The sequence below is a fragment of the Anaerobacillus sp. 63XJN7_5_ISO-PGPR-S23-430 genome (genome assembly GCF_056173695.1).
In genome coordinates this window covers 1,008,237-1,030,844 of the sequence record NZ_CM149686.1, presented here as the reverse complement: position 1 = coordinate 1,030,844, position 22,608 = coordinate 1,008,237, and the positions used below count along the sequence as shown (strand labels likewise).

The window sequence follows — 22,608 nt, the reverse complement described above, 5'->3', positions numbered from 1 at the left end:
GTATAGGTTCCATTGACATACCTATCCCTACTTAAATAGGATTATCAATAAATCTAAACCATTACAGGATTTGTCCACACATGTTCATGATCCCCTCTCCATACATCTCCGCATTCACTATATCAAATAGTTGTCTGTAATTTCAAGAAAATTCCGTAAAATAAACTCTCTATTAAACATAAATCGCACATTATATATCTCGAATTCAAGAATTTAGAGTTTGAAATAATTGTTGCAGTGGAATTACAAAATTATGACTATTATTTTAAGGAGCTAAAACATGCAGAGCCAAAATCAACTCATTCAAAAGCTTATTTCCAAAGACAGAAGTTCATTGAATGAATTGTATGATACATATATTCACCACGTCTCTCGCATCCTATGCAATAGTGACACTCCTCGATCTGATCACGAAGAAATAATCACGAAGCTTTTCACTCAGATTTGGACCTCGCCTAGACTACTTAGTAATGAAAAGCACCTCTCCATAGCCATAACCAAACTTTGCCTCAAGCTTACCAATACTCATCGTTCTAGCGTCTCATAATTCAACAATTACTATTAAATAAAAACAGAGCTTCATCAAAAGGTACTCCTTTTATGTTCTATTATAAGAGAGTATCTTTCTATTTCCTGAGACAATCTAAGAAATAGTTTAAACTAGATAAGTAAATCCAATCGTTGATTAGGTGAAAGCTTGGTATAATGAATACAAAGAAGGAAATTTCTCATTTTGCTACAGATAGAGTGAGCACAACGACTTTACCTTCCAAATAATCGAAATAATTATAAAGGATCGAGAGGAGCACTTATTCATGCAAAGAAACAAAGAACTTTATCAATTTTTATTAAATAAAGCAGAACAATTAACAGAAGATTGGTATGCATCACTTGATAAAAGTGGAACTGGTGTTTATTCTTCTACTGATCCAGAAGTCATTAAAGGACTTAAAGCTCAGAATTTTGAATTCCACCTACATTTGTGCAAAATCTTCATTATGAAGAAAGACGAATTCTTTGAGGAATTCGAAGACTGGGTACGAGAAATTGGACGTGATCCTGAACATTTGAACACTCCCACTCATCTGATTATGAGGGAATTTCTGCGCGTACGCGAGCAATATATGGACTTCATTGATCTGTATATAAAAGAAGCAGAAGATCTTGTCTCACAGAAAAGTATTGATATCTGGAAGTATGCTGTGATTGAAGCCATTGATGTGCTCATGACCCGCGTCGTTGAAGAAAAATCAAATCATTTGAACGCCCGTATTGAAGAACAACAACAAACGATTAATGAACTAAGCTCCCCCTTGATTGACCTGCCTAACGGAAAAGCTCTCCTGCCGCTAGTCGGTGACATTGACTCCGATCGAGCATCGGCCATTTTCGAGAACACGCTTGAAGGGTGTACAAGTAAACGAGTCGATCACCTTTTCATAGACTTATCTGGCGTGTATCTCGTCGATACACGGGTAGCTCAACAAATTTTCCAGCTGATTACTGGGCTTAAATTAATTGGTGTTACTGCTACACTGTCTGGTATTCGTCCCGAAATTGCTCAAACAGCCGTTCAACTAGGCATCGACTTCGGTGAAATTCGCATCACTTCAAACCTGGCGCAGGCCATTTCAGCTGAGGCAACACCTTCTTAAAACAATTAAATCATACTAAAAAGGAGAAAGCCGCCTCACGGTCTTCTCCTTTTATGATGCTTTCTCATTCTATTGTTCTCTGATTTACTAATCCACTCAAATAGGTCTCAACAATTATCCGGTAAGATTCTTCCAACGCAATGGGTCGCTGAAAACCGCCTTTACGATACAAATCAACCATGCCATGTAGAAAGCTCCGAAGCCCTCGGACGATATGGATTTTTTCCATTTCTGACAAGTGATATGGCTCAAACGCCTCCATCGTTAAGGTGACAATCGCTTCTCCAGCTTCTTGGACATCAGACTGAAGAGGATTCGCCGCCATTAAAGTAGCTTCATACAAACCTGGGTGCTGAAGTGCAAAGGTTATGTACGCCTCTGTTAAGGCTAGAATGGTTTCTCTCCCTTCCGTCTGGTGTTCAGTCTTCTCTGACAACCAATTGAAGAACTGGTTCAACGCTGAAACAGCCATACCATTTTTGATGTCATCTAAGCCATCGAAATGGTTATAAAGTGAAGGAGGTTTTATCGATAGACGACGGGCAATGGTTGCCATCGTTACCTTTGAATAATTTTCTCGCTCTGCAATGGCGAGTGCTTCTTGAATCACGATATCCTTTGTGATTTTCACTTATCCCTTCACCCGCTTTTTTGCTTGAAGGATAGCGTTTTTCAACGCTTCTGGTTCATATAGAAAATCTCCATGCCCCACACCAATAACGGATGGGTTAAACGAAGCTAGCTTTTCCACTGTGGCAATCGCACGCTCCTTGTCCCACGTAGCCAGAGCAGGAAATGGAAACCGCCAGCGCAAATCACCAGCTATCGCTATGCCTCCCTTCGTTTGGAGCGCATCTGCGGCTATTAGTATTTGATTTCGTTTATCTATAAAAGCCATCATGCCAGGCGTGTGTCCCGGAGCCTCAATCGCGATCAGTGAGCCAACCATATCTCCTTCTTTAAGAAGAACATCTGGCTGCGTCTTACTGTTTCTAGGTACGCCACCCTTCACTGGAAGATCTCCTTCACCAGGCTCGAGTGATGAATCACCGTTTAACAATTTTAACTCTCTTTGAGGAAGATGAATTTCCGCATGAGGAAGACTTGCCTTTAACCCATCAAGTGCTCCCATATGATCCGTATGTGCATGTGTAATAATGATGCGGTTGATCGGCTTCCCAATTTGAGCGGCCGCCTTTAGAATAGCGTTTTTACTAAAAGAAAGGGCTGCATCGATTAACGTTAAGCTCTCCTCTTCTTCAACGAAATAACAATTAACAGGGAACCAATTGGCCATGAAAGAAAGCTGATAGACGGTTTGTTCCTTTATTATTCTCATGTCTTATTCTCCCCCTTAAACTAATGGTGTTAGTTTAAGTATAACTAACACCATTAGTTATACAAGCTATATTTTCCGAACATATATATTAAGGATAGGTGGACAAAAGAAAAAAATAAGAGGTGTCTTCTATTTTAGGAAGGACTTCTTCTCTCCTACAGCTCGTACTTTTATTTGAATCTCTCGCAAACGTTCATTCTCTTTATGTGAGATAAACGAGTCAACAATTTGTCGAATGAAAAAAGGTCCATCTGGCTCATAACCCTGTTCAGATACGAAGTTCAATAGGGTATGATAATAAGCATTATCTTTCTCTCTCCCTTCTCTCATATAAACACTCGCATACTCCCCCTCTTCAAGTGTCATAATCTTTTGTTGATCTATTTCACTATCATCTTCAATTAAAATAAACAATCCGTCATATTCCATCGTTTCTCGTGTTTTCATATGATCCACTGATAGAATAAACCCTACTTTCCCAACCATAATCGGAGTAACATGATCAATTTCCTTCTTTAAACCGCGAAGCACGCTTTCAATATCATCTAGCGTATGGAACTGCCCCTGAATGGCTAATAGATAGCGATGAGGGAGTGTACGAATTTGCGGTTCACCAATGAAATGAATATCCCTCGATTGCTTTAAATCCAATATCTTCGTTTTCAAATGCTTCTTCATCTTTACTAATTCATTGATTTTCTCATCATTAATTCGTTCATATTCAGATAGTATTTCAATAAATTCATCAACGGTGCTATGCTCTACTTTTTTCTTTATTTCTTTTAACGGAATGCCCATCTTTTTCAAATACCAAATCATGTCCAATTTTTTAAATTGTTCTAAACAATAGTAGCGATAACCTGTCTGATCATCGACTTGAAATGGCTTGAAAAGCCCAATTTCATCGTAATATCTAAGTGTTTTTACAGGAATATCATGGAGTTTTGACATCTGGCCAATTGTAAACTTATGATCCATGCTCCATTCCCTCCTAATCGTTAACGTGTTGTGATGAATTAAATGAACCAGAATTAGTTATCATTCATTCTCTTCATTATGTTCATTTCACAAGCAATCTTCAACTTAAAAAAGGCTTAGCATAATCGCTAAGCCCTTTTTCTTATCTTACACAATGAAGGAAATATGATCGTTATTACAAAACCAATTTTCCTTATTGCTGATTTGTATAGCTTTCTTTCAAAGCCATCTTCAGCTGCATACTATTTGTAAGAACCCCGAGGAATCCCATCACTGCAAAAATCACAGAAAGAAAGATTGAGACTAAGTCGATCCATCCAAACAAGGAAAAGAGTCCAGAACAGAATATCAAGAAAGAACTAATCATTCCCACGATGTAATAAAAACCGTTTTTCTTCATTTAAACCTCCAACAGAAAGACTAACGTAAGCATCCTTCTTGTTAATCTTTAAACTTAACATCCTGATCTGAAGGGAGCATAAGAGCAGCTCCAAAGTAAACTAGCACAAAGATTCCAGATGTTAAGAGCGTTAGTGCGATGTAAGCAATCCTTAATATATTAGCGTCTACATTCATTACCTCACTTAATCCGCCTAAAACACCCGCTAATTTTTTATTCGTCGTTGATTTGTAGATTTTCTTCATACGGCACTCTCCATTCATTTTGTTTCTTACTATTCTTTACGTATTCAAAGCGAATTAGTTTCAATTACAACAAAATCATTCGTTAAATGATGAATCAGAAAGAGCGTTCATTGGTATAACCTGAGCTATGCTTCATACTTTAAACTAAAAGACTACGCCCAAAGGAGGCACCCCACTTGGTCCAGACATCACTTACTCCATGGCAAGAACATCATTTCTGGATTGAAATTCTTGCTGATCACGCGATCTTTGTACGTGATTACTTATCCCCGTCGGAACATAAATTTGTGAATGAAGCGAATCAGTTTGCTATGGCCTTCGAAGAGCTTTGCGAGCAACTCACACCTCTTAAGCGTGACGAACCTGCAAGCTCTGACGCTATGATTTCCTTTTCACGTAAAGCTTATCACCTGGCAAGGGCCTATTTCAATTTCGAAGGCACGATACAACGGCTTAGAATTCGGAACGAAATCAACATTAACCTAAGTCCATCTTACTTTAATGGAACGCTAGATGAGAATGAAGAATATTTGCGTCTGCTTACTTTCTACATCGAAGGAAAGGTGCCGCCCCCTCTTTCTCTTCTCGACTTAATGGACTTATGGTTAACTGATCAAGTTGGCCACGCCTCGCTATTAATTGATATTCTCGATCCGATTGAAGTCGAATTCATCACGAAAGCCCAAACTATTCAAAACCAATTTCGTGTGTATATCTCAAAAAACAGAGCCATGCGCGGTTTTCTTCGCTTTACACCATCTGGCTTTCGAGCTCAGCAACGATTTGCAGATGAAGTCGCTCATTCGATTCAAGATTTAAACGCTCTTGTTGAAGAAGTGATGTCTCTTTATAAAATCGATGAAGTTCTTAACAATACGACATTACGATTTCTTGAACATCATTTTCCTGAAAGCTGTTATTTCCTAGCTCATCTTAGCCACTATGCTCCATCGATTCCAGCGCCTTCTTGTTCATTAACGAAACCTTCCTATTTGCCACCAAAAGAATGAAGACTCATCAATTATGCCCCTTCATTTTTCTATTTTAAAAAGAAGGATAACGGTTGTCCCTTTATTAGGGGAGCTTTCATAAATGATCTCCCCGTTCATGGCCTTCATAATGCTATGCGAGACCATCATCCCTAACCCTGTCCCTTTTTCTTTAGTAGTGAAAAAAGGCTCCCCCATTCTTACTACCTGCTCTTCCGACATACCAATGCCAGTGTCAGATATGCTAACTTTTAATTCAAAACCTTTATGTAAAGCATCAACAGTTAATTCTCCTCCATCCGGCATCGCTTCAATGGCATTTTTTAAAATATTTAGCAGACACTGCTGAAATTTACGCTTTTCTGATTGAATATAAGTGGGGGATATATCAATTTTTGAGTTAATGGTCACATCCGACATTGTAGCAAGAGGCTGAATGACGCTAAGGCTTTGCTCAAGTTCACTTTTTACATTTATTTTCTCTACCTTTTCTGGAAAAGGTTTGGCGAAGGTTAAATAATCATTAATAATTTCTGTTGCTCGATCAAGCTCATCAATAGCAAGCTCCATGTACCCCTTCGTTTTCTTATCTTCTAAGTCACTGTTGATCATTTGGAGAAAACCGCGACTAACGGTTAAGGGGTTGCGCACTTCGTGTGAGATGCTTGCGGCAAGGTGACTCGCCACCTCTAACTTCTGGCTTTCCATTACCGAATGAAGCAATTTAAATTGGTTCATAAATACTTCATAAATAAGCGTTGCTAGAACGACACCAGTTAAACTAACGAAATTGAATAATATCCAAGTTTCTATGTTTATTTGCGACTCAAAAAAAACAAGCGACACTCCAGTTGAAATACTCCCAAGACAGGCATCTAACCCAGCAGCAACCGCTAACTTCCATTTGAGGTCCAATTTAAGAAAGTGTTTTGATACTAGTGAAGTGAATATCGCAACGAGTGAAAATGAAAGCAATGTAGGATAAAAACCGCTACCTCCAAGCATAAAACGATAGCTTAATAAAACGAATAAATAGATAAGCGACACCCATTTCCCGCCATACAAAGCACCAAGAATAAAAGGGATCCTTCTAAAATCTAATATAAAATTTTCGTTAATCACAATGGGATACATCATACAGAGAATAACGGAAAGGAGGGGAAATATCGCAAGCAACCAACCTGATGATCGTTTTAAAAAGGAAGTTTGCTTCAGTAGATAAAGAATCTGAATAATACTTAACGGTGCAAAAACGAGTAATAAGTTTAGTAGGAAGCTCTTTGCAGTTAGGATCATCGTCATTGCCACCACTTTTCTAATGATTAGTAAGGTTGTCATAGTAAATATTCTTTATCTTTCCTTCTAATTCCTCTTTACAAAATGTGTAATCTTATTCTTTTCTATTGATAATGAAGCATTTTCTTTGTTATAGATGACTCACCTTTCTTCCACTTTCGGAATACAGGCATATAGATCAAGCTTTTTATCCCATTTACGAATCGTTTTCTCATAGGACATCCCAATCCGTTTCGCCACTTTGATAGAAGCTTTGTTCTCAGGATCAATTAATGAAATTAGCTTCGAAAGACCTATTTGCTCAAAACCATATTTCTTACAAGCCATCGCGGCTTCCGTTGCATAACCATTTCCCCAATTCCTTCTAGCAAAAAGATAACCGATCTCAACTTCAACACAGCCGTCCATTTTTTGAAGTACAAGCCCACATTGCCCAAGAAAACAACCACTTCTTTTCTCTTCAACGATCCACATGCCAAAACCATAAACACTGTATTGATGCAGCGTCCATTCCACCCATTTCATCGTATCTTCTCTACTTTTACATGCAGGATAGTACCTCATTGCTTCCTTATCAGAAAAAATCTCTAAAAGGTAATCAACATCCTTCTCCCTCATTTTTCTTAAGATCAGTCGATTCGTGGAAAGAACTTGTGCTGTCATATAACTCACCTCTATGGCAGTAAAAAAGTTACAATCAAAACTTGATTGTAACTCTTTTTATCATTATCTTATACTGTGATGAAATAAAACATTCATTCCCATAATAGGAGGACGCTCATTCTCTTCCTCATCCTGATCGTTTGTTAAAGAGCTTCCTCGTGCCGATTTTGCTGATCAAGATCCCCAAACTCCATCGCCTCCAATATGGCCTCTTCTGAAAAGCCGGTTAATATGGAGATTTGTCTTATGTCACATGTCTTTTTCTGATGCTGCCTAATGAATTGAATGGCTACCATTGCTTGATACATAATCTTTGTATACTTGCTTAATAGCTGTTGACTCATCGAGCTTCGGCCACTTCCTCTCTTGGATGAGAGAAGAGAGGAGCATCACTCCCTTATCCTTTAACCTACCACTCTTACGCCTTTGTTCCAATAAGAAAAACTGAATTTTTACAATTTTTGATTAGAAACTTTTGTAGTCGACATAATAATTGGTTTTCTTTGGGTTTACTTCCTTTTATAGGTTCATTTTGAAAGGAAATGAGCAATCCTACAAATGTTTCTTTTTCCATAGTTCTCAATTCAAATCTAATGGTCATTGTTTCACAATATAGGTAAATTGTAAGACTGGTTTTATCCCTCAACCAGTTCCTGGTTCTACTTGTTCCTAATTCGCCATAATGAAAACGTCTTCTCTATGAAATCTGAGGATCGTGTGACACTTATTACTGTTTATTGAGAATTCTTAGTTTTTCATCTATACTAACCATATTGACTGACCAGTCAGTCTAATGGTTTAAAACAATAAAGGAGGAACATTGTATGCAATCCGTTGAATCTGTCTATCAATCCAACTTTAAAAAAGGGGCATATGCTTTCTACGAAAACTTGCGCCAAAATGAGCCGATTACGTCCATTGGAAACTCCAATGGTAACAATACGTGGATCGTCACATCTTATGATGATGTTCTTGAGCTGCTAAAACGTCCTTCCTTTATTAAAGACCAATCAAAACTCTTCTCAAAAAGCGCTCGTATGGAAGACGAGCCAATGGAAACGAAGATTTTTCATCATATGATGCTAGATGTTGATCCACCAGATCACACGCGGTTACGAAAACTTGTTCAGCCTGGTTTTAACCCTAAAGCGATTAAACAACTAGCTCTCCGTATAGAAACCATTGCTGATCAATTAATTGAAGAAATGAAGCAAAAGAATGATGTCGTGGACTTAATTGACGATTTTGCTTTTCCTCTACCAATTATCGTCATCTCGGAATTGCTTGGTGTACCAACGGAAGATCGAGATAAGTTCAGAAAATGGTCCAACTCCATCGTCTCCGCTTCCGACAATATGGAAGGCGAATTCATGAAGGATGTTCAGGAGTTTACCGAATATCTTACAATTCTCTTTAACAAAAGAAAAGCTGATCCACAAGATGACTTGATTTCAAACCTTATTAAACATGAAGAAGATGGAGAAAAGTTAAGTTCGGATGAGCTCTATTCAATGGTTTTTCTACTCATTATTGCCGGTCATGAAACGACTGTTAACTTAATTGGCAACGGTATGCTCGCTCTTTTCGAACATCCAGATCAGCTCGAGCTGTTACAAAGCGACTTTTCTTTAACAGAGAGCGCCATTGAAGAAGCGCTTCGTTATTATAGTCCCGTCGATTTCTCGACCGCTCGCTGGGCAGAAGAAGATTTTGAATTCAAAGGCGTTCAATTAACAAAAGGAGATATGATCCTCGCCTCCATCTCATCTGCTAACCGCGATGAGAAGAAGTTCGACAATCCGAATAAGTTTGATATTACGCGTAAACCAAATCCTCACATCGCATTTGGCTATGGCATCCACTTCTGCCTTGGTGCTCCACTAGCAAGGTTAGAAGGAAAGATTGCTTATCAAAAATTACTTTCTGCTTTCCCTTCGATTCAATTAGCAGGAGCTCCTGAGGATGCTAAATGGCGCAATATGTTCTTATTACGTGGACTAGAAGAACTTAAAGTTCAGCTCTAATTGTTGTAACCTCTAGCTTAAATCAAAAGCCCCTCCTATTTTGTAGGAAGGGCTTTTGGTTTCATTATATCGGCACGTGCCTTTTTAATAATAAAAAGTATCCATAGCATACGAGATAGGCAAGCAAGTATGAAACATATGTCCAGTAGATCGTCCACCCATTAGAATAGTGAACGAGATTAATCCATACGCCAATCCCCTCAATGATCGTGGTGATCAGAGAAAAAAGTAGGATAATGACGAGAGGATGAAAGGAAGTTCGTTTAATAGTTAGAAACAAAAAGCCTGCTAGAATCGGATAAACACCAAAATACATCGGCATCGCTGCAATGGTTTCCATTTCATATTCAGGGTCAATGCGCCAGAAATCAAAATGTATTCCAAGCACATCAAAAATAATCGCTACAAAGGCTGCAAAAGGGGCAATCAGAAGAAAAAGCGTAAAATCTTTTCTCACAAGATAAATTCCAGCGATCCAGGGAATTACAAACGCAGCAACAATGTTAAATAGCATTTTCGCTCACTCCTCATATAAGGAATGCACGAATTTGATTAGATTTATACCTATTCTTATAGTTTGCTCTACCTGGTTCAAATCATCGATCGGTTTGAACAAAAATCGAGAAATCAACATATCGTCTTCATTTACAGATATCGTAGAAAATGATTATACTCAATCTATACAATAGGTTGGAATGAGGAGGCTATTAACGAATGATTGCAGTAAGAATAGAAACAGAAGAAGCATTAAAGGAAGCCTTTAAGATACGTAAAGAAGTTTTTATCGACGAACAAGGAACGCCAGAGGATGAAGAGTATGACGAATTTGATTCACTCGATACAGCCGAACATATTCTCGTTCTTGATGAAGAAAAAGCAGTGGGCACGGCTAGATGGCGCATCGTTGACGGCGTGGGGAAATTTGAACGTATTTGTATTTTACAGTCACACCGCAAGCTTGGGATTGGTAATTTAATCGTACATAAACTTGAAGAACTTGCCATCAAGAAAAGCATTACGAATGTAAAGCTACATGGCCAGGTACAGGCAGAGGGCTTTTATCATAAGCTTGGTTACGAAACAAAGTCAGATGTTTTTATGGAAGATGGCATCCCTCACATTCTCATGAGGAAAATACTACCTGAAACTTTCTCAGCTCTTTAATCGTAAGTTAGATTAGAATTAAAATTGGGAACATATCTATTAGAATGAATCTACTCTTACGAAAAGGATGAAGTATACATGATGCGAAGCGGAAATCCCGTTTTAAAAAATAATACCTTTAACAAAACACGTGATCAAGGTGAAGCGATGACAATTGGAGGAACGGTAGCGAAGACTTTCTTCTTATTCCTCTTTTTACTCGGTTCATCCATCTATACCTGGTACCGCTATGCTCAAGGAGAAGATGTGTATACAATGATGGTCATTGGTGCGATCGGTGGACTGATCTTTGCACTGATTACAGCATTCTTTCATCGTGCCGCACCGATCACTGGTCCAATCTACGCCACGCTTGAAGGGTTTGCGATTGGTGGTTTATCCGCGATTCTTGAAGCCAGATATCCCGGAATCGTTATTCAAGCCGCAGCTTTAACTTTCTCAGTCATGGGCGTTCTGCTTTTCCTTTATGCTGCTCGCATTATAAAGGTTACAAAGAACTTCCGGTTGATGATCGTATCCGCAACGCTCGCGATCTTTGTTGTATATATGATTGACCTTGGACTGAATCTCTTCTTAAACGCCAACGTTCCTTATTTACACTCAAACGGCGTCGTTGGAATTGGCATTAGTTTATTCATTGTTGCCATCGCTGCGCTCAACCTCGTACTTGATTTTGATTTTATCGAAAACGGCGCAAACCGCGGTGCACCAAAGCACCTGGAATGGTATGGCGCATTCGGGCTAATGGTTACGCTCGTATGGTTATATATTGAGATTCTTCATTTACTACAGAAATTAAGACGATAACGACCAAAAAGCCACGTCCTGAGGACGTGGCTTTCTTATTATCATTGCATTCAGCAATTACCTCTATCAATACTTAATAAGTAGAGAGATCATAATAAAGCACCCTATTGGTGGAGATTTCCGCGAAAATCAAATTTATTCCGCGCTTTTCTCATTAATTCCGCGAATTACACCGGTTTTTCCGCGATATTTAAATTAATTCCGCGAAACCACTGCAATCGCGCGGATCAGCCGTACTTCTTCTGATGCTCCTTCTTCTTCTCTAAATAAGCTTCATCTGTACGGACAACCTTCCACTTCTCTTCAAAAATCCTCGCTGATTCGGCTTTTTCCTCATCAATATCCCGCTCGTTCACCTCACCGTCGCTGTCGTATTTCTTGCCGCCTTTATAATTCGCATAGCGACGAGCTCTTGTATAGCCCATCTGAATAAATTTGCGCGCCATATCCATCCCTACGAAATCATCATTTTCCTGGTAGTCTCGAAACATTTGATAGATTTTTTCAGAAGACTTCTTCGCAATATCAGGCGTTTTAAAGCGCCAGTGTGGAAGGATCTCACTTTTATAAGGTTCTATCATCAGAACCCCCTGTTCACCGCGTCCAACGCGGTATTTTTCAGGCTGCTCTCGAAAATTAATATTGTCAAAATCAAGATCATAGTCAAATGCCATCGGTACCACTCCTTTTTGAAGGGTATTCCCAGTATGAGGCAGAGGGTAAACAAGCCAGGGCATATTAAAGCTCTACATTCAGATTCAAAATCTCCTCAAAAGACGCATGCTCCTTACACTCGATGGAAAAAATACACTTATAGCACATTCTAACGTTCCTCCTCATGCATTTTTGGGTAAAGATTAGTCGACAATGATGACAGACGTTAGGAGGATCCCATGATATTTTTCGGCTATGCTTTCTATTTATTTCTCGCCGTTCTAAAATTTGTACTATTTAGCTTCTATACAAATACAGCTTTTCCATTGGATTTTCTCCTTATGAATCTTGCCGGCATGTTACTTTTATCTAGCTGGACACTTCTGATTCAATGGAAGAAACGCCGATGGATATGGCTGACACTGTTGTTTTTACATAGTCTTCTTCTTATATCCGATCTCTGGTACTACCGATACTTTGAAGATATGCTGTCCGTCTCACTCTTTTCACAAATGCTTCAAATGAGTGATGTCGGCGGTGGTTTAATGGCGCTGATTCGCTTTCAAGACTTTTTCCTTTTCGCTGATGTTGTGATCTTTCTATTGGTACTCTTTTTCACGAGAAAGAAACCATTTGAAGTAACGAAGAAAAAACGAAGAGTAACAGCAAGTGCCACATTTCTAATCGGAGTCGTTCTGTTTGCGACACCGTTAATTTTTAGCGCTGTTAAAGAAGATCAGTCGCCAAATCAATCCGTCTCAGATATGCGGGACTACTATCACCTTGGTTTCTGGGGCTATCACGGTGTTGATCTTTGGAGAGGTGTAATGGCGGTGCTTAACTCTGAAGAGGATCTAACCGCAACGCAACAAAGAATGCTAGAGAAAAACGCTGCAGAAAACAAAGATGGTTCCGTTAAGAAACCTAATATCCTTTTGGTTCAATTGGAATCGTTTCAAGGATCGCTCATTGGGCAGAAAATCAACGGGAAAGAACTGACCCCCAACTTAAATCAGCTAAAAGAAGAAACGCTGTACTTCTCTTCGTTTTATCATCAAACACATGAAGGAAGGACTTCTGATGCTGAATTTATAACTAATACGTCCCTCTATCCCTTGAAGTCGGGATCCGTTTATACACGTTTTCCGGAAAATGAATTTGGATCATTACCGGAGCTACTAGAAGAAAATGGCTATGACACAGCAGCCATGCATGCGTATGACAAAGGATTTTGGAATCGCGACAAAGTGTATGAGAATATCGGATTTAATCAATTCTTCAGCAACAAAGATTACCCTAATCAGAAAAAAATCGGTATGGCTTTAAATGATAAAAACTTTCTGACCACCTCTATTGAACATATGGAAACGTTAAAAGAACCTTACTTTGCGTTCATGGTGGCATTAACGAGCCACACGCCATATGAAATTCCGGAAGAAGAAAGAGAGCTGGATTTATCGGGATATGATGATCCGATGTTAAAACGGTACTATCAAACTGTTTATTATGTCGATCAGGCCGTTGGGTTAATGGTTGATGAGTTGAAGCAGAAAGGGATGTGGGAAGACTCCCTCGTGATCTTCTATGGTGACCATGATAGCGGACTGACGAACGAAGGCAGCGAGATGAGAAAGGAAGCCAATGTTGAAAGCGCCGTAGATGCTTTTGAACTCGATCATCAAGTCCCCCTTTTCATTAAGAAACCAAATGATGGTGGTGGCCAGGTGATCAAAGAAAACGGCGGGCAAATCGATATAGCTCCAACAATTGTCGACATGTTAAATATGGAAATGCCGTATATGATGGGAAATTCTCTTCTTGATGATCAGCCAAACCTCACTGCATTTCGAGATGGGTCTTTCCGATATCGTGATTATTATTACGAAGCTGATTTAACAAAAGATGCTGGAAACGGAACGTGCTATAACGTTTCTACGGAAGAAAAAGTATCGCTTGATAATTGTGATAGTCAAATCGAAAAGGTAACAGAGCAACTCCGCCTTTCTGATGCGATTATAGAAAAGAATGGTCTTGAAAAAGAAAACGAATAGAAACTAAGAATTGACGGTTCAGACCTTTAAAGGTCTGGATCGTTTTTTCTGGAAGGTTGTTATAGTACCTTTGACACAGCTTTTCAATGAGAGAGGAAACACTTGTAAGAACTTCATAGAAACTCGTCGAATGAACAGCCATTGCCGTTCTATTGACCTATACTCCAACTAAGTAAGTTAGTGAAAACGCTCCTTGTTTAATAAACTGAATATTCTTATAGTTGAAGTGGTATAAGACTCATTTCAAATAGGAGGGTTTTATGAAGAAATGGTTGGTGTCACTATTGGTGATGATCTTCTTGCTCGCTCCCCCTTTCGCTCACGACGCACAAGCCGGCATTATAGGAAAAGGTGATGCAACTGGTACACCCGGCGAATGGTACATTGGAGATGAACCCACGACCGTCAAGCCTGGCTCTCTTCCACTCGTATTTGTACACGGATTGAACAGCTCGTCAAACACCTGGATTGATCAAAACGATATGGATGAACTTACATACAGCAAGAACTACCAAACGGCTTTCATTGATTTATACCCTACGAAAAACATGTGGGACAACGGGCAGCTGCTTGCTAGCAAACTAGCAGAGATCAACGCGTACTTTGGGAAGAAAGTGATTCTTGTTACCCACAGTAAAGGTGGGGTTGATGCACAGGCTGCCATCGTTCATGCAAATGCGCAGCAATATGTTGATAAAGTCATTATGCTCTCCACCCCACACAAAGGTTCACAGCTAGCTGATCTTGCCCACAGCAGCTGGGCCGGGTGGTTAGCTGCAATTATCGGAAATCGAAATGACGCCACCTATTCACTACAGACCGGCTATATGAGCTATTTCCGATCCGTTACTGATGCAAAACCGAACATTTCATCCACACCTTACTACACGTTTGGGGGCACTAGTTGGGGGAGTTTCGGTGGCGCGCTCTATTGGGGCGGTTTGTATTTACGACAATATGGCTCAAATGATGGCGCCGTTACGGTGAACAGTTCGAGACTTCCCTATGGAAATGAGATTCGCATCGGGAATTGGGATCACTCGTCCATTCGAACTGGGAGCGCTACGCTTAACTTATTTGAACCTTACTTAACACAGTCGATCCCTGCCTTTGCCCCGCGCACTTCTATCAATGAAACGGCTGCTTCTGATCAAGCTAATGTCCTCATTCGGGGCGGTGAATTTAAGGGAACGCAAGTGGAAAAGTTTGATGTAGAAGAAGATACGAAAAGCATTACGCTCGATTGGATGAGTCAAAACGAGGATTCGGTGATCACTCTTCAAGGGCCTGATCAGAAAACGTATGCGGTGACAGAAACATCTCAAGATGAGGCGATGTTTGAAGGAGCGTTTCATCACCAACTGAAGGTAGACCTCCCTAAATCTGGCACATGGAAACTAAAAGTAAAGCAATCAAAGAAAGAAAGTTACGTGATGCAAGTTGCTTATGAAAGTGAACTAAATCAAGAGCTCCAACTGAAAAGCTCTGCAAAAGTAGTGAAGCTTAATATCGACGAAAACAATGTAGTGAAAGATTCAATCGAAGGAGATATTGTGATTCAATATAGTAAAAATGGAAAAACGAAACAAAAGAAAGTGTCACAGGAAAAATTGAGTGCTCAAAAGTCCTTTCCTATTAAAAATGCTGGTGAAGGCGTTTATCACATCATGCTTGATGTGAACGGTGATACTAAAAAAGGCGCTTCATTTGAGCGAACCATTCTTCATACGGTTTACATTGATGCGGATGGTAAGGTGTATCAGCCTTAATCAAAAAACCCCCTTCGAACGTTCGAAGGGGGCTTTCATGTTACTCGATTCCTTTTTTAACCTCGCTAATCATTTCTGTCACTGACTCCAGTCCGCCACCAGATAAGTACCAGAAGTTTGGATCTAAATAAACAATGTGATCATTTTTATAAGCGTCTGTATTTTTCACAAGTTCATTTTCTATTACTTCTTTCGCCGATGTTTCTGCTCCATCTACAACAGCGTCACGATCAACAACGAAGAGGTAAGCTGGATTTTTTTCTGCGATATATTCAAATGAAATGCTTTGGCCATGCGTCGATGCTTCAAGATCACCATCCGCTTCAGGTAACCCTAACACATCATGAATGAGTCCAAACCTTGACCCAGCTCCGTAAGCACTTACCTTACCACCAGTCACGAGTGTTATTAATCCTTTCTCATCTAAAGAAGATGTAAGCTCCTGAACAGATGAAATTTCTTCATCGATTTTCGCTAATTCTTCTTCCGCTTCTACTTCTTTCCCAAAAATCTCACCAAGCGTTGTGACATTCTTTTTGAATGAAGGGATATAGTCTGTTGTATCGACTCCCATATAAATCGTTGGTGCAATCTTACTTAATTCTTCATAGGCATCCGACTGTCTGCCTGAAATGATAATTAACCCTGGGTTCATTTCTGCGATTTGTTCAAAATCTGGTTCCTTCAAACCGCCAGCGTTTTCGTATGTATCTGATTCATATTTTGAAAGGTAAGATGGAATATTAGCTTGTGGAACACCCGCTACCTCTACACCCAGTTTATCGAGAGTATCTAGTGTACCAAAATCAAAGACAACAACATTCTCTGGATTTTTTTGAACCGTTGTTTCTCCAAGGTCGTGCTTCACGGTTACTTCTTCTGTTTCTGATGATCCCTTCGCTTCTGCATTTGCTTCTGTTGCTTCAGAATTATTCGTACCGCATGCAGATACGATCAGTGCTAGAGCTGATAGAGCTAAAACCAAAATCCATTTCCTCATTATTCTTCTCCCCTTATCTCTTTTTTGAAGTGTTGATAGAATTGATATCAATTCTCAATCATTTACAATAAAAAAGAATGACCAGAATCATTTAACTTAATGATAATGATTATCAGTATCATTTGTCAATATAGATTTTGAATTTTATGAGAAATAAATTCCAATACGGTGATCACCATATTGTTCAATAGGAATATGCATATCATAAATTTCTTGCAGTACTTCTGTCGTAATCATCTCTTCGGTTCGCCCTTCTCTTATTAGCGATCCATTTTTAAGCGCAACGATTTGGTCTGAGTAAACCGATGCAAAGTTAATATCGTGAATCACAATTAAGACGGTTTTTCCCAATTCATCAGCCAGGCGTCTTAACACCTTCATAATTTGAACAGAATGCTTCATATCAAGATTATTTAACGGCTCATCAAGAATGATGTATTCCGTATTCTGTGCAATAACCATGGCAATAAAAGCCCGCTGCTTCTGACCACCGCTTAAATGATCAATAAATTGATCTTGGATTTCTTCCAACTCCATATAGCGAATCGCTTCATCTACATACGCCCAGTCCTCTTTCGTTAGTCGTCCCTGTGAATAAGGAAAACGACCAAATGAAACCAATTCACGTACTTTTAACCGAACGTTTAGCTCATTAGATTGTTTCAATATCGAGATTTTCTTTGCAAGCTCATTGCTTTTCGTTTTTGTAACGTTACTCCCATCGATGTAAACTTCTCCTTCATCACATGAAAGCAAGCGACTCACCATTGAGATTAGCGTACTTTTTCCTGCTCCGTTTGGACCGATGAAGGAAGTGATCGTCCCTTTTTGAACAGTGAGAGAGACGTTCTGAACAACTTTTTTCTTACCATATGATTTTGAGACATTTTTGATTTCAATCATGATTTCCTCTCCTTCAGTAGAAGATAAATAAAGTACACGCCGCCAATAAAATTAATAATGACGCTGATCGATGTTGAGAACGTAAAAACGCGTTCGACGATAAGCTGTCCTCCGACTAAAGCAATCACGCTCATAAAAATTGATCCTGATATGAGATAGCTATGTTGATACGTCTTAAGAAACTCATGTGCTACATTGACTACGAGTAGTCCGAGAAACGTAATTGGGCCAACTAGTGCGGTGGAAATTGATACAAGAATCGAAATGACAATTAACAATCGTTTCACGATGTGATCATAATCGACGCCTAGATTCACGGCATGATCACGCCCTAGTGATAGCACGTCCAAGTACTTTATGTATTTCCAGGCATAAACCAATACAATGACGAAAGCAGCAATCGATACAAGTAAGACATCTGTGTTCACATTATTGAAGCTCGCAAACATCCGATCCTGTACAACCTGAAATTCATTCGGATCGATCAACATTTCCATGAACGATGAGAGACTTCCAAATAGGGTACCGAAGATTAATCCAATTAAAAGCAGGAAGTAGATATTCTGTCCTTCTTTTCGAAATAGGAGCTTAAATAATAGACTTGCAAACACCATCATTAAGACAACTGACAAGAGAAAATTAATATTTTTATTTAAGATTAAAATGTTCATTGATCCAAATAAGAAGACAATGACGGTTTGAATGAGCATATAGAGAGAATCAAGCCCAATAATGCTAGGTGTTAGAATTCGATTATTTGTGATTGTTTGAAAGATAACCGTAGAGAATGCAATGGCACTTCCTGTTACAATAATAGCCACAATTTTGATTGCACGCCTCGGCAAAATATAGCCTACATTTCCTCCCAGGTCGATCAATAGAAACGCGCTAATGAGCAGGAGACTGAGCACAAAAAGGAGACTGTTTTTCATACGTTTAGACATAAGCTCTTCTCCTTAACAACAAGTAAATGAATAGAATACTTCCGATTACACCAACCATCAAACCAATCGATATCTCATATGGATAAATAATCAATCGCCCAAGAATATCACAAATTAACACAAATACTGCGCCCAACATGGCAGTTGGAAACAGATTCGCTTTCAGATTATCCCCCATCATGATCGAGACGATATTAGGGATAATCAAACCGAGAAATGGAATGGCTCCTACTGTTAACATGACAACGGTTGTCACCAAAGCAACGATAACGAGTCCGATGTTAACAATCTGTTTATACTTTAAGCCAAGATTAACTGAGAAGTCTTCACCCATTCCAGCAATCGTAAATCGATTGGCGTAAATGTAGGCGATGATAAGTCCTGGAACGCTTATGTATAATAGTTCATACTGTCCTTTTAATACGACTGAGAAATCTCCCTGCAGCCATGAACCGATGCTCTGCATTAAATCATACTTATACGCGAAAAACGTAGTAATTGACCCGAGAACATTCCCAAACATCAACCCTACTAGTGGAATGAAGATCGCATCCTTATATTTCACTCGATCGAGCACCTTCATAAAAAGGAACGTACCCGCTAAAGCGAACAGAAACGAAATCATCATTTTTTGCATTAAGCTAGCGGAGGAAAATAAGATAAGGGAAACGAGAATCCCAAGTCTAGCAGCATCCATCGTACCCGCCGTTGTTGGAGAGACAAACTTATTACGACTAAGCTGCTGCATAATAAGTCCACAAATACTCATACTTGCCCCGGCAATAATAATACTAACGAGACGAGGAACCCGACTAATCCAGAACACCTGACTCTGCTCATCCGTAAAATTAAACACCTCGAGAGGTGACATGCTTTTCACCCCGATAAACAGGGATATAAAGGATAATAAAATAAATAAACTGATTAAGTATCTTTTCTTCATCTCACTCTTCCCTTTACTAGATTTGGCTAAATTCTATTACCATACGCATCTAATTTATAATGATAATCATTATCACTTTGTCACGCAACCTATTTATGTCTTTTCATTAGAAATAAATAAACATAAAAAAGAGAGAATAGCAGCCAATTTTCTAGCTCGCTTTCTCTCTTTCTTTCAATAACCTATTTATTTTGATACATACCAATCGAGTGCTTTCTCTTCTATATCTTTTACAAGTGTATTCTTACCATCGATATAAGCTTCCATATCCTCAGGATAACGCATTGCTAGCTCAGCCTTTGTCTGTCCATATTTCAGGCGATCACTCCGATGTTCCATTAAGTAGTCTCGAAATGCCAGGTGGCGATCAATGTCCGGATTTCCTAATTCATATAGATGCACATGATGAGAGCGCTGATCTCCACCCTTCCGAAAGAAACGGCGGCCAGTCAGCCCATTTTCACCTAGCGCTTCATATCCAAGTTCTTTCATATACTCATTTTTTTGATCCACTAGACTAAGATCTTTTACAACTGGCATGATATCGATCACTGGCTTCGCCTTCAACCCTTCAACTGCCGTACTGCCAATATGATGAACCTCAATCATATTATCGCCATATACGCGTTCAAGCTTCTGAGCTTCTAACAAAAACAACTCACGCCAAATTTCATTGAACTCCTGAACTTCTACTTTCCTCATTGTGGTCACCTCAATTAGTTTTAATTTAATCTCGTATTCTAAATAACGCTGCCCACAGACCTTCTACGCTAAAAGTTCCACTAGAAGGATACGCTCTCTTAATTACGATGGGCTCGAAATCCTGGAAAATAGTTAGTAACTCTCTTCCATAAGCATAAGCCACTCCTGTAGACTTCTAGATCGGAGAGGGAGGAACCTCCAAAAAACATGCGAGAGCTTGCCCACGGGAGTTTTATTGGCTAAATTCAAGATTTATTGGCCATATTGCGGTTTTATTGGCCAAAATTGAAATATATTGGCCAAAATCCAAGTTTATCGGCTAACTAGAATCATTACACCTAATTATACCATTATATGGAACAAATACCTCTCCACCTTAATGAAATTTTTACAATCAAGACGTTTGTAACGAGACGATGATGAGAGTATAATTTGATAATTGATTGAGGGGAAAACTACTTAACTACTACTAATGAAAATGATAAAAAATTGCGAGAGGAGTCCTATCGTGAGCACCAAACCTTATAATAAAGTGTTAATTGCGACGCTTCTGCTAGCTGGAGCGTTTATTACAATTTTAAACCAAACTCTTATGATTACGGCGATTCCACCGATCATGGAGGAAATGAACATTACCGCGAATACAGCACAATGGCTGACGACAGTCTTTATGCTTGTGAATGGAATCATGATACCGATCAGTGCTTTTCTTCTTGAACGATTTACAACGAGACAGCTTTTTATTTCCGCGATGAGTATTTTCTCAGTGGGAACGGTGATTGGCGGATTCGCGCCGAACTTTGGCGTGTTGTTAATTGGGCGTGTTATTCAATCCGCCGGTGCTGGGGTTATGATGCCCCTTATGCAAACCGTCTTTCTGATGATTTTTCCAGTGAACAAACGCGGCGCTGCGATGGGTTACATCGGGCTCGTGATTTCATTTGCACCCGCCATCGGTCCCGCGTTGTCCGGTTGGATTACAGCTGCCTATTCATGGCGCTTACTCTTTTGGTCAATGCTGCCACTCGCGATAATGATTATTGCAGTTGCCTATTTCGTTATGAAAAATGTGACAGAGCTCACGTTTCCAAAAGTCGATCCGATCTCCATTATTCTTTCATCGATCGGTTTCGGCGGATTGCTTTATGCGTTCACGAGTGCAGGGAACATAGGCTGGGGCAGCATGAGAACGATCGTCGTTCTTATCGTTGGTGTCGTCACGCTGACGATTTTCATATTAAGACAGCTACGTCTTTCACAGCCGATGCTCGAGTTTCGAGTGTTTAAAGATAAGATTTTCACCATTACGACGATCATCGGGATGATGATGTTTCTTGGATTAATTGGTTCAGAAACGTTGATCCCACTATATATGCAAAACATGAGAGACTTTACCGCATTTGAGTCCGGACTTGTCCTACTTCCTGGGGCCGTTATTACAGCATTTATGTCCCCGATTACAGGACGGATTTTTGATAAAATCGGTGCGCGTCTCCTTGCAATTGTTGGTTTAACAATTGTAACTGGCGCAACGCTCGGCTTCTCATTTCTCGATACATCGACAACCATTACGTTCTTAACAGTAATGTATGCGATTCGTATGTTTGGTTTATCGATGGTCATGATGCCGGTCACAACGGCTGGATTGAATCAAATGCCGAAACACCTTATTCCACACGGGGCTGCCATGAATAATACAATGCGACAGATTGCGGCTTCAGTCGGAACGGCGATTTTAGTGACGGTCATGACAACGACCGCTCAAACAGCTCAGCAGCAGCCATCTATCTCAAGACCAGATATTTATGGCGTAAATATCGCATTTCTCGTCATTCTTGCTCTCACGATTGTGGCGCTTGTGCTTTCGTTTTTTGTGAAAAAGACAGCGCCTCAACAAGAATACGAGCAATCGAATGAGGCTCCAGTTGCAAACAACCGGAATCAGCCTAAGTCTGTTAATGCTTAAACGAACATTTTTCATTCAACCGTTCAGTCATTTGACTGAGCGGTTTTTATAATTGAAAGGTTGATCACAGGATTGTTTCCCGCTAATCAGGTAATACTTGTTAGTAAATTCAATTA

At 39.6% G+C, this 22,608-nt stretch carries 23 protein-coding genes; 8 read left to right on the top strand and 15 right to left on the bottom strand.

Annotated features, from left to right (window positions below; translation table 11 throughout):
• The first annotated feature begins 815 nt into the window (after window positions 1-815).
• A complete protein-coding gene (locus tag AC0VYJ_RS05565) occupies window positions 816-1,655 on the top strand; it encodes an STAS domain-containing protein (RefSeq protein ID WP_475366778.1) in 840 nt (279 codons plus the stop codon).
• 64 nt (window positions 1,656-1,719) lie between these two features.
• Here the strand turns inward: AC0VYJ_RS05565 and AC0VYJ_RS05560 are convergent, their stop codons facing one another.
• The 5 genes from AC0VYJ_RS05560 to AC0VYJ_RS05540 form a co-directional block, all read right to left on the bottom strand.
• On the bottom strand, window positions 1,720-2,286 hold the full coding sequence (locus AC0VYJ_RS05560) for a TetR/AcrR family transcriptional regulator (RefSeq protein ID WP_475366777.1): 567 nt from the start codon (window positions 2,284-2,286) through the stop codon (window positions 1,720-1,722).
• Window positions 2,287-2,994, bottom strand: coding sequence for an MBL fold metallo-hydrolase (locus tag AC0VYJ_RS05555; RefSeq protein WP_475366776.1), 708 nt, complete (start codon window positions 2,992-2,994; stop codon window positions 2,287-2,289).
• 129 nt (window positions 2,995-3,123) lie between these two features.
• Window positions 3,124-3,972, bottom strand: a complete 849-nt coding sequence (locus tag AC0VYJ_RS05550; protein ID WP_475366775.1) for a MerR family transcriptional regulator — start codon at window positions 3,970-3,972, stop codon at window positions 3,124-3,126.
• Between the two features lie 193 nt (window positions 3,973-4,165).
• The gene (locus AC0VYJ_RS05545; protein WP_371018103.1) at window positions 4,166-4,372 is read right to left on the bottom strand and encodes a hypothetical protein; all 207 of its coding nucleotides are present in this window, start codon (window positions 4,370-4,372) and stop codon (window positions 4,166-4,168) included.
• A 41-nt stretch (window positions 4,373-4,413) separates the two neighbouring features.
• Window positions 4,414-4,617, bottom strand: a complete 204-nt coding sequence (locus AC0VYJ_RS05540) for a PspC domain-containing protein (RefSeq protein WP_430245699.1) — start codon at window positions 4,615-4,617, stop codon at window positions 4,414-4,416.
• Window positions 4,618-4,793: 176 nt separating this feature from the next.
• Between AC0VYJ_RS05540 and AC0VYJ_RS05535 the strand changes: the two genes are divergently transcribed.
• The gene (locus tag AC0VYJ_RS05535; RefSeq protein ID WP_475366774.1) at window positions 4,794-5,627 is read left to right on the top strand and encodes a DUF2935 domain-containing protein; all 834 of its coding nucleotides are present in this window, start codon (window positions 4,794-4,796) and stop codon (window positions 5,625-5,627) included.
• Between the two features lie 21 nt (window positions 5,628-5,648).
• On the opposite strand, the gene AC0VYJ_RS05530 is transcribed toward AC0VYJ_RS05535, so the two are convergent.
• The 3 genes from AC0VYJ_RS05530 to AC0VYJ_RS05520 form a co-directional block, all read right to left on the bottom strand.
• On the bottom strand, window positions 5,649-6,944 hold the full coding sequence (locus AC0VYJ_RS05530) for an ATP-binding protein (RefSeq protein ID WP_475366773.1): 1,296 nt from the start codon (window positions 6,942-6,944) through the stop codon (window positions 5,649-5,651).
• Window positions 6,945-7,043: 99 nt separating this feature from the next.
• Window positions 7,044-7,565: a GNAT family N-acetyltransferase gene (locus AC0VYJ_RS05525; RefSeq protein WP_430245693.1), complete on the bottom strand. Its 522-nt coding sequence runs from the start codon at window positions 7,563-7,565 to the stop codon at window positions 7,044-7,046.
• Between the two features lie 143 nt (window positions 7,566-7,708).
• On the bottom strand, window positions 7,709-7,909 hold the full coding sequence (locus tag AC0VYJ_RS05520) for a hypothetical protein (protein WP_475366772.1): 201 nt from the start codon (window positions 7,907-7,909) through the stop codon (window positions 7,709-7,711).
• Between the two features lie 480 nt (window positions 7,910-8,389).
• Here AC0VYJ_RS05520 and AC0VYJ_RS05515 point away from each other — a divergent pair, with 480 nt between their 5' ends.
• A complete protein-coding gene (locus AC0VYJ_RS05515) occupies window positions 8,390-9,589 on the top strand; it encodes a cytochrome P450 family protein (protein ID WP_475366771.1) in 1,200 nt (399 codons plus the stop codon).
• A gap of 64 nt (window positions 9,590-9,653) precedes the next feature.
• Here AC0VYJ_RS05515 and AC0VYJ_RS05510 read toward each other — a convergent pair whose 3' ends face one another.
• Entirely contained in the window at window positions 9,654-10,103 is a 450-nt protein-coding gene (locus AC0VYJ_RS05510; RefSeq protein WP_475366770.1) for a CBO0543 family protein, read from the bottom strand.
• Between the two features lie 203 nt (window positions 10,104-10,306).
• Here AC0VYJ_RS05510 and AC0VYJ_RS05505 point away from each other — a divergent pair, with 203 nt between their 5' ends.
• Together AC0VYJ_RS05505 and AC0VYJ_RS05500 are read left to right on the top strand one after the other, a co-directional pair.
• The gene (locus AC0VYJ_RS05505) at window positions 10,307-10,753 is read left to right on the top strand and encodes a GNAT family N-acetyltransferase (RefSeq protein ID WP_475367460.1); all 447 of its coding nucleotides are present in this window, start codon (window positions 10,307-10,309) and stop codon (window positions 10,751-10,753) included.
• Between the two features lie 81 nt (window positions 10,754-10,834).
• The gene (locus AC0VYJ_RS05500; RefSeq protein ID WP_475367459.1) at window positions 10,835-11,560 is read left to right on the top strand and encodes a Bax inhibitor-1/YccA family protein; all 726 of its coding nucleotides are present in this window, start codon (window positions 10,835-10,837) and stop codon (window positions 11,558-11,560) included.
• Window positions 11,561-11,787: 227 nt separating this feature from the next.
• On the opposite strand, the gene AC0VYJ_RS05495 is transcribed toward AC0VYJ_RS05500, so the two are convergent.
• On the bottom strand, window positions 11,788-12,234 hold the full coding sequence (locus tag AC0VYJ_RS05495; protein ID WP_430245684.1) for a DUF4385 domain-containing protein: 447 nt from the start codon (window positions 12,232-12,234) through the stop codon (window positions 11,788-11,790).
• Between the two features lie 219 nt (window positions 12,235-12,453).
• Here AC0VYJ_RS05495 and AC0VYJ_RS05490 point away from each other — a divergent pair, with 219 nt between their 5' ends.
• Window positions 12,454-14,265, top strand: coding sequence for an LTA synthase family protein (locus AC0VYJ_RS05490; RefSeq protein ID WP_475366769.1), 1,812 nt, complete (start codon window positions 12,454-12,456; stop codon window positions 14,263-14,265).
• A 260-nt stretch (window positions 14,266-14,525) separates the two neighbouring features.
• Entirely contained in the window at window positions 14,526-16,034 is a 1,509-nt protein-coding gene (locus tag AC0VYJ_RS05485) for a PGAP1-like alpha/beta domain-containing protein (protein WP_475366768.1), read from the top strand.
• Between the two features lie 40 nt (window positions 16,035-16,074).
• On the opposite strand, the gene AC0VYJ_RS05480 is transcribed toward AC0VYJ_RS05485, so the two are convergent.
• The 5 genes from AC0VYJ_RS05480 to AC0VYJ_RS05460 form a co-directional block, all read right to left on the bottom strand.
• Window positions 16,075-17,034: a siderophore ABC transporter substrate-binding protein gene (locus AC0VYJ_RS05480; protein ID WP_475366767.1), complete on the bottom strand. Its 960-nt coding sequence runs from the start codon at window positions 17,032-17,034 to the stop codon at window positions 16,075-16,077.
• Between the two features lie 144 nt (window positions 17,035-17,178).
• The gene (locus AC0VYJ_RS05475; RefSeq protein ID WP_475366766.1) at window positions 17,179-17,937 is read right to left on the bottom strand and encodes an iron ABC transporter ATP-binding protein; all 759 of its coding nucleotides are present in this window, start codon (window positions 17,935-17,937) and stop codon (window positions 17,179-17,181) included.
• The gene (locus AC0VYJ_RS05470; protein ID WP_475366765.1) at window positions 17,934-18,881 is read right to left on the bottom strand and encodes an iron chelate uptake ABC transporter family permease subunit; all 948 of its coding nucleotides are present in this window, start codon (window positions 18,879-18,881) and stop codon (window positions 17,934-17,936) included. The genes AC0VYJ_RS05475 and AC0VYJ_RS05470 overlap by 4 nt, the downstream gene beginning before the upstream one ends.
• The gene (locus AC0VYJ_RS05465) at window positions 18,874-19,824 is read right to left on the bottom strand and encodes an ABC transporter permease (RefSeq protein WP_475366764.1); all 951 of its coding nucleotides are present in this window, start codon (window positions 19,822-19,824) and stop codon (window positions 18,874-18,876) included. The genes AC0VYJ_RS05470 and AC0VYJ_RS05465 overlap by 8 nt, the downstream gene beginning before the upstream one ends.
• A 186-nt stretch (window positions 19,825-20,010) precedes the next feature.
• Window positions 20,011-20,526 (bottom strand): GrpB family protein, encoded by a 516-nt coding sequence (locus AC0VYJ_RS05460; RefSeq protein ID WP_475366763.1) that lies wholly within the window; start codon window positions 20,524-20,526, stop codon window positions 20,011-20,013.
• A gap of 508 nt (window positions 20,527-21,034) precedes the next feature.
• On the opposite strand from AC0VYJ_RS05460, the gene AC0VYJ_RS05455 reads away from it, so the two are divergent.
• On the top strand, window positions 21,035-22,492 hold the full coding sequence (locus AC0VYJ_RS05455) for an MDR family MFS transporter (RefSeq protein WP_475366762.1): 1,458 nt from the start codon (window positions 21,035-21,037) through the stop codon (window positions 22,490-22,492).
• Window positions 22,493-22,608: the final 116 nt, after the last annotated feature.